This window comes from Nostoc sp. (genome assembly GCF_036917775.1).
In the GTDB taxonomy this organism is placed as follows: domain Bacteria; phylum Cyanobacteriota; class Cyanobacteriia; order Cyanobacteriales; family Nostocaceae; genus Nostoc.
Window position 1 is genome coordinate 177,358 of record NZ_JBALEQ010000083.1, and the last position, 13,333, is coordinate 190,690.

Here is a 13,333-nt window from a genome sequence, read left to right on the forward strand (position 1 = left end):
GATTTGTCTGCTAGCAGCACCTTAGAAAAAGGGAGGCTCATCCGTGGCGCAGTTTCAAATTGAATGTGTAGAGTCGAATACCGAAGAAAGTCGGAACCATTACAGTAAATTTGTATTGGAACCTCTAGAACGCGGTCAAGGAACAACTGTTGGCAACGCACTGCGGCGGGTTTTGCTGTCTAATCTAGAAGGTACAGCAGTTACAGCAGTGCGGATTGCGGGCGTTTCACATGAATTTGCCACAGTTCCGGGCGTGCGGGAAGATGTTCTGGAAATCCTCATGAGAATGAAGGAAGTTATCCTGAAAAACTATTCTTCGCAGCCTCAGATTGGTAGATTACTCGTTAGCGGGCCAGCAACAATCACTGCGGCACATTTTGATTTACCCAGTGAAGTAGAAGTCATCGATCAGACTCAGTATGTAGCTACCATCGCTGAGGGTGGAAAGCTAGAAATGGAATTTCGAATCGAGAAAGGCAAAGGCTATCGCACCGTAGAGAGAGGACGCGAGGAAGCCACATCGTTGGATTTTCTTCAAATCGACTCAATATTTATGCCAGTGCGAAAAGTCAACTATAGTGTTGAAGAATCTCGTGGGGAAGGCTTAATTCCAAAAGACCGACTACTGTTGGAAGTTTGGACAAATGGCAGTATTTCTCCTCAAGAAGCACTATCTTCGGCTGCTGGGATCTTGGTAGATTTATTCAACCCGTTGAAAGATATCTCCCTAGAACCAACAGACACAGGTTCAGATATTCCAGACGATCCAACTGCCCAGATACCCATCGAAGAGTTGCAACTTTCTGTGCGGGCATATAACTGTCTCAAACGGGCACAAGTTAACTCTGTGGCAGATTTGTTGGATTATACCCAAGAAGACCTCTTAGAAATTAAGAACTTTGGGCAGAAGTCAGCAGAAGAAGTCGTGGAAGCTTTGCAGCGACGCTTGGGCATCACTTTGCCAATGGAAAGAGGCTCTAAACACCCTTAATAAAACCGTTCATAATTCATAGTGCATAATTATGCGTCACCGTTGTCGCGTCAAAAAACTCAGTAAACCAGCCGATCAACGCCGTGCTTTACTGCGATCGCTCGCCACCGAGCTGATCCGTCATGGTAAGATTACCACCACTTTAATTAGAGCGAAAGTTCTCAGAAGTGAAGTGGAAAAAATGATTACTCTAGCCAAAAATGGCTCCTTGGCAGCACGCCGAGAAGCCCTTGGCTATATCTTCGACAAACAACTGGTTCACGCTCTATTTGAGCAAGCTCCTACTCGATACGGCGATCGCCAGGGCGGTTATACCCGCATCCTGCATACCGTACCACGTCGGGGTGATAATGCAAAAATGGCAATAATTGAATTGGTTTAAGTCATTAGTCAATTAGTCATTAGTCATTAGTCATTGGTCATTTGTGAATAACAAAGGACAACTGACAAAGGACAAATGACAAAAGACAAAGGACAAAATCTGTATGTTAGAAAGCCACCAGCCGACACAAACTCATCGAGTAGCCTTGGTAATCCAATACCTGGGCACTCATTTTCATGGCTGGCAAAGGCAAAAACAACACCGGACAGTCCAAGAAGAGATCGAAATTGCGATCGCTACTATTCTTGGGCATCATGTAACATTACACGGTGCTGGGCGAACCGATTCTGGAGTTCACGCTGCTGCTCAAGTAGCCCATTTTGAAGCAACAGGTTTTATTCCGCCTCACAAGTGGGCAACAATCCTCAACAGCTACCTGCCGCCAGATATATTAATCAGGGCTTCAGCTAGTGTCGATAACCGTTGGCACGCTCGCTTTAGTGCAGCCTATCGACGGTATCGCTACACAATATATACTGAAGATCGGCTTAACTTGTTTGTAAGACCCTTCAGTTGGCATTATTATTATGCACCCCTGGATGAATCTTTAATCCAAGCTGCCTTGAAACCTCTCTTGGGAAAGCATCACTTAGCTGCTTTTCACCGTGCAGGCTCAAAGCGATCGCATTCCTGGGTAGAGGTGCAAGCAGCAGAGTGTCGTCGCAGTGGGCCATTTATCCATATTGAAATACAGGCAGATGGATTTTTGTATGGCATGGTACGGCTGTTGGTAGGGATGCTGGTAGAAGTAGGTTCTGGACAACGAACACTTTCTAACTTCACCGAACTCTGGAAAGAAGAACGCCGGGAAGAAGTGAAATATGCCGCACCGCCTCAAGGCTTGTGCTTGTTGAGAGTCGGCTATCCCGATTTTCCCTTTCCAAAAGAGATTTGGTACGACACCTTGCCAAAGTTCGTCACTAGTCAAGAGTCATTAGTCATTGGTTCTTAGTAACTACGAATGACAAAAGACAAATGACTAATGACAAATTAAAAATGACAAAGGACAAATGACAAATGACAACAGTTAAAACATACCTTCCTTCTCAAGCAACCCTTGAGCGTGAGTGGTACATAGTAGATGCCACCGATAAACGTCTCGGTCGCCTCGCCAGCGAAATCGCTCAGGTATTGAGAGGCAAAAAGAAACCCGAATATACACCTCATCTAGATACAGGTGATTTCGTAATCGTCATTAATGCCGAAAAAGTAGCAGTCACAGGCAAAAAGCGCACTCAAAAGCTTTACCGCCGCCATTCTGGTCGTCCAGGTGGGATGAAAACCGAAACTTTCGCTAAACTACAAGACCGCATACCAGAGCGGATTTTAGAACAAGCTGTTAAAGGTATGCTACCTAAAAATAGCCTGGGTAAGCAGTTGTTCACCAAGCTAAAAGTTTACGCTGGGCCTACGCATCCCCACGATGCTCAAAAACCTAAAGAACTAAAAGTTAATACAATTCCTGGAGAAGAAAATTAATGGTAGTAGCAGATGCTAATAGCGGTCGCGCCGTATACTGGGGTACTGGTCGTCGTAAGAACGCAGTAGCACGGGTACGCTTGGTTCCAGGCACCGGTCAACTGACTGTGAACGGTAAAGATGGAAACTTGTATTTCCAATTTAACCCCAACTACCTGGGAGTGATCAAAGCACCCTTGGAAACTCTAGGGTTAGAAAACGAATATGACATTTTGGTAAAAGCAGAAGGCGGCGGCTTGACGGGACAGGCTGATTCTGTTCGTTTGGGAGTTGCTCGTGCTTTATGCCAACTCGATCCAGACAACCGCCCCCCTTTGAAAACCGAAGGTTACTTGACTCGTGATCCGAGAGCAAAAGAGCGGAAGAAATATGGTTTACATAAAGCTCGGAAAGCGCCTCAGTACTCTAAGCGTTAGGGAATTGGGTATGGGGCATTGGGCATGGGGCATGGGCAAAAACTACTCCTAACTCCTAACTCCTAACTCCCCACTCCTTAGCTCTAATTGAAACCTGAAAGTTATAATTGATATAGATTCATCACACAAGGAACAATGGCTAAAGCTGATATTCACCCCAAGTGGTATCCAGATGCTAAAGTTTACTGCAACGGTCAAGTTGTTATGACCATTGGCTCTACCAAGCCAGAATTGCATGTAGATGTTTGGTCTGGAAATCACCCCTTTTACACCGGTACTCAGAAGATTATTGACACTGAGGGTCGAGTAGAGCGCTTCCTCCGCAAGTACGGTATGAGCAGCACTCAAACATCTGGCGACGAACAAGACAAAAAGTAGCGAGTTGGCTCTGCTGTTAACGACGGCCCTGCATCAGCTGGGTCGATTTTCATTTATATGCTCGAGCCAATTTGTTATTTTTTAAGGAGCGATCGCACTCGTCATGGCTGAATCATACTTACTGGACAAACTAAAATCCGTTGAACAAACCTTTAATGAATTAACACGTCGTCTTGGCGACCCCGATACCGCTAGCAATCCTGATGAGTATCAAGAAATTGCTAAGTCTCGTTCTTCTTTGGAAGAGGTTGTTGATACTTATGAAATTTGGAAAACAGCCCAAGAAGACTTAATCGGAGCGCGTCAGGTTTACAAAGAATCTGCAAGTGACCCAGAGTTGCAAGAAATGGCATCACTGGAAGTAAAAGAACTTGAAGAAAAAATAGAGCATTTAGAGTCTCGCTTGAAAGTCTTACTGCTACCACGCGACCCCAATGATGAAAAGAATATCATGTTGGAAATTCGCGCTGGTACTGGTGGTGATGAAGCAAGTATTTGGGCTGGCGATTTGATGCAGATGTACACCCGCTATGCCCAGACTCAAGGTTGGAAAGTTTCTCTAGTGAGCGAATCTCGCGGAGAAATGGGTGGCTGGAAAGAGGTCATTCTCGAAATTAAAGGTAATGACGTTTACAGTCAGTTAAAGTTTGAAGCTGGAGTGCATCGTGTGCAGCGCGTGCCGGCAACTGAATCTGGGGGACGGGTTCATACTTCCACAGCTACCGTAGCGATTATGCCAGAGGTGGATGATGTGGAAATTCACATTGACCCGAAAGATATTGAAATGACTACAGCCCGTTCTGGTGGTGCTGGTGGACAAAACGTCAACAAGGTGGAAACAGCCGTTGACTTGATGCACAAACCAACGGGAATACGCATTTTCTGTACAGAAGAACGCAGCCAGTTGCAAAACAAAGAACGGGCGATGCAAATTCTGCGGGCGAAGTTGTATGACATCAAGTTAGGCGAACAACAAGCAGCTGTTACTTCCATGCGGCGATCGCAGGTTGGTACTGGATCGCGGTCGGAAAAAATTCGCACCTATAATTATAAAGATAACCGCGCTACCGATCATCGGTTAGGTCAGAATTATTCTCTTACCCCTGTTTTGGATGGTGATTTAGAGACGCTTATCCAATCTTGTATATCTCTAGACCAGCAAGAACGTCTGGCGGAGTTAGCGACTTCTGCCGCTAACTAATTTTTGGTGTTAAATATTCTGTAAAACCACTTGTTGTACTGTTTCTTTTAACACAGACAGGTGGTTTTCTAATATCGTGTGGAGTATATCTTCTATTTCACTGGGATAATGGTAATAGGCAAATTCGTACTTCATAACGTAATTTAACTTTGCCCATTCCTTCAAGGTTTCACAGGTATAAATTAATTTCTCTACTTCCTTTTGCCAACGTGCAAAAATCCGGTAGCTAAAAAAGCTGCTGCATATATTGTCTTTTGCATCCCAGTAGGAAATACACACTTGATGTTTCAGAAGGTGGATTTTTTTAATTTGCTTAACATCGTAGCCTTTAACTTTTAAAGCTTCTTTGGTTTCTGCATCAGAAATGTTCCACTGTTCTGGTTTAATTTTATTAGTGGCTATAAGGTTTTTACCTTTGCGGCGATATTGGTTAATTTTGCGTGACTTGCGAAACATGATGCACCTTCGATATTATTTCTTCGCAGCAAAGTTGAACTACTAGCACAAGCGCCGTAGCAAACTAAGCTTTTTGAGTTGGTTAAAGATAGATGGGTTATTCTACTAGCTTGATGCCTGTAGTTGCCGATTTACAACCAGAGATATAGTTTAGTACTAAAACACAAGGCTGTCAATATAAAAGTAAACTTGTAATATTGAAAGTAGACTTGTAAATACAGTTGGCTAGCTATATAAGCAGTGAAGATCGAAAGCAAACAAAAACTGATTGAAATCATTAAACTAGCTCGCGGTTCAATGAGTCAGCGAGCATTTGGTAAGCTTTTGGGGGTATCTGCCACTGCTGTTCAGATGTGGGAAAAAGGTGTGAAGGTTCCAGATACAGAAAATTTGGCTCGAATCGCATCTAAAGCAGGCTACACAATGGAAGAGTTAATTAGCTGCATAGATGGCAAGCCAATTCCAGAAACCTCAGATTTGAGTCTGATTCTGAGACAAATCCAGCACATGCCTTTGGCTCAAGTGGCTCAAATTGTCCAAGCTGCGGCGGAGAGATTGGCGGCTGTGGCTGAAGCATCTGGGGATGAAGCGAAGGCTAGTTGAATATTAAAATAATTCGTACCTCGGCTTCTCTGCGAGACGCTACGCGAACGCTCGGCAACCTAATTCGTAATTCGTAATTAAGTTTTTTAAAGGCAATTTAGGGGACTTCCAAATAAAACAATATCCCAAAACTAACGCAAAAATTCTCTCTATCTCTTCTCCCTCTGTGTTCTCTGTGTCTCTGTGGTTCGTTTATTTGGATAATTTATTTCTTGGAAGTCCCTAGCATAAAATTAGCTCAAACTAGCTCGTCGTTCCTTGCTGTCAAGATTCAACTCTATGGACAAACCTTTTTTGTATGACCAAGACTTCTATGGCTGGACACAGCAGCAGGCTAAAGCGTTAGAGCAGAGGCTAGTTATGGAACTAGACTGGCAACACCTGCAAGAGGAAATTCAAGCTTTGGGGAGACAGGAATATCGGGAACTCGTAAGTCGTCTGAGTGTATTACTTGGTCATCTCTTGAAGTGGGAGTATCAACCCGAACAACGCTCTCGCAGTTGGTTTTTAACAATTCGAGAACAGCGCCGCGCCATCCACAGACATTTGCGCCAGAACCCAAGCTTAAAGTCTCGAATAGAAGAAGCCTTGTTAGATGGCTTTGAAGCGGGAGTCGATTTGGCGCTACGAGAAACTAACTTACCATTACGAACTTTTCCAGAGCATTGCCCGTATTTGTTTGATGCTGCGATCGCAGACAATTTTCTGTGCGATACTCGTCAAGACTGGGAAGGATAATTTCTACCATTTTCCTTACGATAATTTGTTACTTAGAGACAAGTTATATTTGTCAATAAATAATAGAAACTAGCTTTTCAAAATTTTGAAAATCACAGCTTTGCTGTTTTTGAACATCTTGAACATATATATTGTAGTACAGCTTATTTTCTTTAAATTTGAAGAAAGATCCTACTATTGGTAACTGCTCACCTTTAAGTCTGAAAACTATTCTGTTAAGTTTATATTTTCCGTATTTATTAACAAGATAAACAAAGCTATCAAAACTTCCATTTACAGCTTTTTCAAATTCTAGTAGATTTTTATCTAATTTATTAGAACTTTGCAAGATTAAAGGTGTTATATCTTCAAGATTATTGAGAGCATTACTCATAAATATTCCATCTTTTTTGAGATAAGCAATAATTTGGTGATAATTGTATAAAATACCAATCTCTGAGCAAGATTGTTTTAGGTATCTTTCAATCTGCTTCTCATGATTCCGTAAGTTTTCTTCTTCTCGCTTGACTTCCACAATCATTAGAGGAGGAGAATATGGTTTAAAATATCCATTTTCCGCAGTTTTATATAATTCTATATCATGATTATCAGATTCCACTCTTATATCAATTTTATTTGGGAATAATCCACTTTGGTTTACTAAAAAGTAGAGAAACAATTGTCTAATTTTTTCTTCTGGCCGTCCATCAAGAACAATTTCCTTCCTTCTAATCAAACACTTTGTATATTCTGCATAGTCTATCTTATATATATTTAGTTTTCTCGATATTTCTTCACTTAAGCTAGTCATAGATAGTCAGGTTGGTTTATAAACTGGTTATGGGGACGCAATCGCAATATTGTTGCATCCCTTAGTATTTACCAAGCAATTTTCAATTGCTATCTGTCTATTTTTCTCCGAAAAAGCTTAATATTTTAGTAACTAATTCTGCCCAATACTCACCTGCTTTAATCTCTAAAAATGTATTGAGGCTTTGCTCAGTTTCAAGTTCGTTCTTCAATGTCCTACATACATTCTTTGTATAGTTTTCACCTGGAAGCTGTATTTTACCCTTTTCCTTAATTAGAGCCGTCCAGAATTCAGAATCTTCGTTTTGAGGTGATAATTTTCTTATAGCTTCATATTGAACTTTGACACCTACTTCACTTATAAAATTGTCATAAAATGAGTTTAGTTGTATGACTAATTCAGGAATAAATGTTTTTAAAGATTCATTCGCAGATGTAAGCTCATTAAGGATATTTTCTAATTCCTGTTTTGGTTGGTTGGTAAACTTCCTCAACATTTCATCTTCATTTCTTCCTTCAGCAAAAACCCTCATATCGTAATATATGTCTATGTTTCTTGGCTCATAGTAACCGAAGTTTCTATGGATAGCGTGTTTAGTATTCCATGCCTTGTAATGAGTACGATAGTGTTCAACATATTTAGCAACAAAACCTTTATCTTGACCTTTGTCATGAAAAAGAAAGCTTTGTACTCTTTTACTCAAATCCCGTAAACCCTTTATATTCTGAATCGCATTTTCAATTGCTTTGATTTCTATATTTGTCAAAGCATCACCATTTTTTATTTTCGTAAAGCTTTCTTGGATATTATTTATTTCGTCCAATAAAATATTTCGTCTACGTTCTACTACATCGGCTATGGCTTCGATAAATTCATTTTTATCTGCCTGTACATCTTCTTTATCATAAATTTCATTTAACTTGACTATATCATCATGGTAGTACCTAAAAGCATCATAGAACAAAATGTTTTCCAGTAAAAAATCTAGATTCAAACGCTTGAATGTAGATTGAATTTCTTCTTTTCTGATTTGAATTCCTGTATCTCGATCTCCATCACATCCATTTACTCTTTCAGGTTCATTTTTGTGAGGTAATACTAAAGTTACAAATCTATGATGAAAATCTTTGGATTTAGATGTAAGGTGATAACCTATTAATTTACTAATATTAGCTTCAGGAGCTGCATTAAAAGGAGTTACAAAGAGACAGATAGTATCCTGACTTTCAATATATTTATGCAAGTCTTTACGAATTGGGTTTTCATCAAGTCCTTTAGTATCCACAACTGAATCAAAGTGAGACAAGTTTGAGCCAGATAAAACATCATAGCTCACATAAAGATATATTTTTCTCGGAATAGCAAACTCCTTTAACTCAACATTATTGATGGCTGCAAAGGTATTCTTGATCCATTCTTGCTCATGTTTTTGATGATCAAATTCAACCTTATTCGTAGTTCTAGATTCAAGTCTTGCATTATTTAAAGCAAGTTTTTTGAAATCATCAAATCCTAATAAATCAAATTCTTCTTTAGCTTGGTCAATTATTTCAGTTTTCTTTTTGTCACCATCATTAATTGTCTGAGAGCGTAACTTCATTTGTGTAACATTTCTAATAGCCCTTTCAATTTCTTTAGAAATAATTGTTTTCTGATCTGCTTGAGGATTTCCTTTATCTTTATCGGCAATATAATCACAGAATTCAAAAATAAGATTTTCCATCTCATCAACTGTATAAGGCTCTATCTCTATGTAAGTGTTTTCCGCAGCTTTGATAATTACTTCACATATAGTAGTTTTACCTGATCCAGTTGATAGTAACTCTTTGGTTTCGATTACATTTCGAGGCTTATTAGCAATAGTTTTGGAAACATTGAAGTCGCTTATTAAGTTAAAAAGATGGCAAATAGCTGTCGTCTTTCCTTGACCAATAGTACCTATGAAAGCAATTTTATATTTTTCTATACTAAGAATTTTCTCTATTTCATCTAATCGCTCTAACTTGGATTTCAGGTTATTAATGCAAATATGATTAGGTATATTAATTTCCGAATGTCCTGAAATTTTATTTATTTCCTTCCTCAAATCTTGTTTCAAAGATGCGATCTCTTCTTGCCACGTTATCGTCAACATACTGTTTACCCTGTTTCGATGCTTAATTACTTGATATTTACAGTATGCCCATTATGGTTGAATATCTAACAACAGCCTCATAACACTACCAACCCCTTCTGTGGTAAGACTTTAGCTACTTGGTTGTGAGCATGGCGATCGCTAATTTTGGCTGAGTTCGAGGTTCTGCTAGAAATACATAACACCTACACAAACTAAGCCCGTCTGCGTGAACTCCAGCAAGTTGAAACCCACGGAGGTGGGTTTTGTCTGTATAGCTGCGATTTCTAATCGCCAGGTTTAGGATATTTTTACTGGCAGTTAAACAATAAATGGTTTTAAAATGGTGCAATCTTAAAATATTTAGGGGTGCAGCTATGTCGCTACGCAATGAGCCTTTAGATTGGCAGCTTGAAACGAACAATCCTTATATACCAGTTTATCATCAAGGGAATTTGGTGGGATTTTTTAAACCAGAATATGCCAGTGAAATTATTAAATCTTTAAATGAAGAAGAAGTTTTAAAGAAAGCGCTGAAAATGGCTTGTACTGATTTAATTAAAAAAGTCGGCGGCGATACCAGAAAAGTCAATTATTTAATGGAAAAATATGTAAAAACTAGTGAGCGTCCGAAGCATGGAACTAGAGCGATCGCAGTTTTACTTCAGGATAGGCAAAAAGAGCTTGACTTGAGTAATCAGGAGTTTACTAAATTCTGCGACACCTTTAAATTATCCCCTACCGAACTGAATAATATTTATGCTGGAGAAGCATTTGATGATAGTTTGTTAGCGCCTCTTTCACGTATATTAGGGATGGCAAAAGAGCAATTGCTGAAAGTGCGAGATGGTTCTGAAGAATCAAGTAAGACATGAGCAGCAAATCAAAATTTTCAAATGATATAAAATTGTGAAAACAGACATTATCTTTTATCGGCTGTTTCAAGAATTCCCTGATATCTTTTTTGAACTTATTGGTAATCCTCCAGAATCAGCTAGTATTTATCAATTTTCATCAGTTGAAATCAAACAAACAGCCTTCAGAATAGATGGTGTGTTTCTACCGACAAAAGGAAACGAGAACCTGATTTACTTTGTTGAAGTGCAATTTCAAACTGATGGGGAAATTTATTCACGGCTAATTGCAGAAATATGTTTATACCTCCGTCAGAATCAACCATCAAATGACTGGGGTGCTGTGGTTTTATACCCAAACAGGAATGTAGATACAGGAGATATCAAACATTACCGTGAGTTTTTCACAAGTGGGCGCGTCAGGTGCATTTATTTGGATGAATTAGGCGAAGCTGCATCGCTTCCAATTGGCATTGCAACTGCTAAATTAGTAATTGCAAGCGATGATATAGCGATCGCACAAGCAAGGGAGTTGATAGACAGAACCAAATCAGAGATAAGCTCACCACCAAAACAGCAGCAATTATTACAATTTATCGAGACTATTTTGGTTTACAAATTTCCTGCAATGAGTAGGGAGGAGATCGAGCAAATGTTTAGCTTAAGCGAGTTAAAGCAAACCAGATTTTATCAGGAAGCCTTTCAGGAAGGCATTGAACAAGGCATTAAACAAGGCATTGAACAAGGTAAGGTCGAAGGGAAACTAAAAGCAGTACCAGCAATGTTGGCAGCAGGGTTGACTGTAGAACAAGTAGCACAGGCACTAGATTTGAGTGTCGAAGAAGTCAGACAAGTAGCACAAAGTCAGCCTTGAGATAGATGTGGTAAATTTTATCCGTGGCTCAAGCCAAATTTGGTTTGCGGCTTCCAAACTTGATCACGACGAATTTATAGTTAATTTTTGTTAATATTAGAGGCGGTGTTAGTACTTCGTCCTCAACCACCCACTCCCTACCTGAGAGAAACTTAATGCTGCGACTAGAACATATAAGTAAAATTTATCCCACAGGCGAAGTTCTCAAAGATATCAACTGGGAAGTTAAACCAGGCGATCGCATTGGCTTAGTCGGTGTCAATGGTGCTGGAAAATCCACCCAACTCAAAATCATCTCTGGGGAAATGGAACCCACCGCCGGCGAAATCATTCGCCCTAATAGCTTACATATAGCTTACCTCAACCAAGAGTTTGAAGTAGACCCCACCCGCACCGTTAGAGAAGAATTTTGGACTGTCTTCAAAGAAGCCAACGAAGTGCAGTTATCTCTGGCACACATACCACAAGAGATGGAAACGGCTAGCCCAGAGGAACTGGATCGACTGATCGACAAGTTGGATCGCTTGCAGCGCAAATTTGAAGCCTTAGATGGCTACAACTTAGATGCACGCATCGGCAAAATTTTACCAGAGATGGGGTTTGGGCTAGAAGATGGCGATCGCCTCGTCAGTGCCTTCAGTGGTGGTTGGCAAATGCGGATGAGTTTAGGTAAAATTCTGCTGCAAAAACCCGACTTGTTGCTGCTGGATGAACCGACTAACCACCTAGATTTAGAAACCATTGAGTGGTTAGAAAATTACCTCAGAGGGCTGATTACGCCGATGGTAATAGTCTCCCATGACCGTGAGTTCCTTGACCGCCTCTGCAACCAAATTGTGGAAACGGAACGTGGCGTTTCTAGTACCTACCTTGGTAATTACTCGGCATATTTGGAACAAAAAGCCGAAAGTCAATCAGCACAACTGAGTGCTTACGAACGCCAGCAGAAAGAATTAGAAAAACAGCAAACCTTTGTTGATAGGTTTCGTGCCAGTGCTACCCGTAGTACCCAGGCGAAAAGCCGGGAAAAGCAACTCGACAAAATCGAGCGCATTGAAGCACCCGTTGGTGGTATGAGAACTCTCCACTTCCGTTTTCCCCCCGCACCCCGCAGTGGACGCGAGGTAGTCGAAATTAAAGATTTAACTCATCTTTATGGTGAGAAAATCCTGTTTTTATCTGCAAATCTGCTAATTGAAAGGGGCGATCGCATTGCTTTTCTTGGCCCCAACGGTGCTGGGAAATCTACCCTGCTGCGCGTCATCATGGGTATGGAACCACCCACAGAAGGCATTGTTCAATTAGGGGATCACAACGTTATTCCCGGTTACTTTGAGCAAAATCAAGCTGAAGCTTTGGATTTGAAGAAAACTGTCATGGAAACTATCCATGATGAAGTTCCAGACTGGGATAATCAAGAAGTTCGCACGCTTTTGGGACGCTTCTTATTTACTGGTGATACTGTATTTAAGGCAGTTGGGGCATTAAGTGGAGGAGAAAAAGCTCGTTTGGCGTTGGCAAAAATGCTCTTACGTCCCGCGAACTTACTAATTTTAGATGAGCCGACAAACCACCTAGATATTCCAGCGAAGGAAATGCTGGAAGAAGCGCTCAAAAATTATGACGGTACGGCAATTGTAGTTTCCCACGATCGCTACTTTATTTCTCAAGTAGCTAACAAAATCGTCGAAATCCGTGATGGGGAATTCCGCGTTTACTTAGGAGACTATCATTACTATCTCCAGAAAATTGCCGAAGAAAAAGAACAAGCAAAGTTAGCTGCGATCGCTGCCGAAAAAGCTGCTAAAAAAGCTGCAAAAGCTTCTACCAAAAAGAAATAAGAGATTGAATGCCGACTTAGTAGTAGTGCTAAAATGCTACTACTAAGTAATCACTTATTATTAGCACTCAACAAAATTACAGAAAAATCGCTAAAGTTTAAAAAATATTTCAAAAAGCTGTAAGTTTTTCATAAAAGAAATTAATAAGCAAAAATTCACTTGCGACGTGGATTAGCAATGGTATCATTCGGGTATTACAAAAAGTAAAGGGCAATTT

At 40.3% G+C, this 13,333-nt stretch carries 15 protein-coding genes; 12 read left to right on the forward strand and 3 right to left on the reverse strand.

Annotated elements, in window-relative coordinates; genetic code table 11:
- The first annotated feature begins 43 nt into the window (after positions 1 to 43).
- From V7K69_RS16150 to prfA, 7 genes are all read left to right on the forward strand, one after another.
- The gene (locus tag V7K69_RS16150) at positions 44 to 991 is read left to right on the forward strand and encodes a DNA-directed RNA polymerase subunit alpha (RefSeq protein WP_335035999.1); all 948 of its coding nucleotides are present in this window, start codon (positions 44 to 46) and stop codon (positions 989 to 991) included.
- Between the two features lie 31 nt (positions 992 to 1,022).
- Positions 1,023 to 1,373 (forward strand): 50S ribosomal protein L17, encoded by a 351-nt coding sequence (rplQ, locus tag V7K69_RS16155; RefSeq protein WP_100901254.1) that lies wholly within the window; start codon positions 1,023 to 1,025, stop codon positions 1,371 to 1,373.
- Positions 1,374 to 1,476: 103 nt separating this feature from the next.
- Positions 1,477 to 2,325 carry a tRNA pseudouridine(38-40) synthase TruA gene (truA, locus tag V7K69_RS16160; protein WP_334835594.1) on the forward strand — a complete coding sequence of 283 codons (849 nt, stop codon included), beginning with the start codon at positions 1,477 to 1,479 and terminating at the stop codon, positions 2,323 to 2,325.
- 65 nt (positions 2,326 to 2,390) lie between these two features.
- Positions 2,391 to 2,852, forward strand: a complete 462-nt coding sequence (gene rplM, locus V7K69_RS16165; protein ID WP_114081992.1) for a 50S ribosomal protein L13 — start codon at positions 2,391 to 2,393, stop codon at positions 2,850 to 2,852.
- A complete protein-coding gene (gene rpsI / locus V7K69_RS16170; protein WP_012410698.1) occupies positions 2,852 to 3,268 on the forward strand; it encodes a 30S ribosomal protein S9 in 417 nt (138 codons plus the stop codon). The genes rplM and rpsI overlap by 1 nt, the downstream gene beginning before the upstream one ends.
- A gap of 135 nt (positions 3,269 to 3,403) precedes the next feature.
- A complete protein-coding gene (rpmE, locus tag V7K69_RS16175) occupies positions 3,404 to 3,646 on the forward strand; it encodes a 50S ribosomal protein L31 (RefSeq protein WP_069070756.1) in 243 nt (80 codons plus the stop codon).
- 103 nt (positions 3,647 to 3,749) lie between these two features.
- The gene (gene prfA / locus V7K69_RS16180) at positions 3,750 to 4,847 is read left to right on the forward strand and encodes a peptide chain release factor 1 (protein ID WP_185583541.1); all 1,098 of its coding nucleotides are present in this window, start codon (positions 3,750 to 3,752) and stop codon (positions 4,845 to 4,847) included.
- Between the two features lie 9 nt (positions 4,848 to 4,856).
- Here the strand turns inward: prfA and V7K69_RS16185 are convergent, their stop codons facing one another.
- The gene (locus V7K69_RS16185) at positions 4,857 to 5,303 is read right to left on the reverse strand and encodes a hypothetical protein (RefSeq protein WP_335036004.1); all 447 of its coding nucleotides are present in this window, start codon (positions 5,301 to 5,303) and stop codon (positions 4,857 to 4,859) included.
- Between the two features lie 240 nt (positions 5,304 to 5,543).
- Here V7K69_RS16185 and V7K69_RS16190 point away from each other — a divergent pair, with 240 nt between their 5' ends.
- The gene (locus V7K69_RS16190; RefSeq protein WP_094328443.1) at positions 5,544 to 5,906 is read left to right on the forward strand and encodes a helix-turn-helix domain-containing protein; all 363 of its coding nucleotides are present in this window, start codon (positions 5,544 to 5,546) and stop codon (positions 5,904 to 5,906) included.
- A gap of 279 nt (positions 5,907 to 6,185) precedes the next feature.
- Positions 6,186 to 6,644: a DUF29 domain-containing protein gene (locus tag V7K69_RS16195; RefSeq protein ID WP_335036006.1), complete on the forward strand. Its 459-nt coding sequence runs from the start codon at positions 6,186 to 6,188 to the stop codon at positions 6,642 to 6,644.
- Positions 6,645 to 6,696: 52 nt separating this feature from the next.
- Here V7K69_RS16195 and V7K69_RS16200 read toward each other — a convergent pair whose 3' ends face one another.
- A complete protein-coding gene (locus V7K69_RS16200) occupies positions 6,697 to 7,434 on the reverse strand; it encodes a type I restriction enzyme HsdR N-terminal domain-containing protein (RefSeq protein WP_335036008.1) in 738 nt (245 codons plus the stop codon).
- A gap of 97 nt (positions 7,435 to 7,531) precedes the next feature.
- Entirely contained in the window at positions 7,532 to 9,532 is a 2,001-nt protein-coding gene (locus V7K69_RS16205) for a hypothetical protein (RefSeq protein WP_335036010.1), read from the reverse strand.
- 392 nt (positions 9,533 to 9,924) lie between these two features.
- On the opposite strand from V7K69_RS16205, the gene V7K69_RS16210 reads away from it, so the two are divergent.
- The 3 genes from V7K69_RS16210 (at position 9,925) to V7K69_RS16220 (ending at position 13,116) form a co-directional block, all read left to right on the forward strand.
- Positions 9,925 to 10,422: a hypothetical protein gene (locus V7K69_RS16210; RefSeq protein ID WP_335036012.1), complete on the forward strand. Its 498-nt coding sequence runs from the start codon at positions 9,925 to 9,927 to the stop codon at positions 10,420 to 10,422.
- Positions 10,423 to 10,456: 34 nt separating this feature from the next.
- On the forward strand, positions 10,457 to 11,275 hold the full coding sequence (locus V7K69_RS16215) for an Rpn family recombination-promoting nuclease/putative transposase (protein ID WP_335036014.1): 819 nt from the start codon (positions 10,457 to 10,459) through the stop codon (positions 11,273 to 11,275).
- Positions 11,276 to 11,430: 155 nt separating this feature from the next.
- Positions 11,431 to 13,116, forward strand: coding sequence for an ABC-F family ATP-binding cassette domain-containing protein (locus V7K69_RS16220; RefSeq protein WP_335036016.1), 1,686 nt, complete (start codon positions 11,431 to 11,433; stop codon positions 13,114 to 13,116).
- Positions 13,117 to 13,333 lie beyond the last annotated feature (217 nt).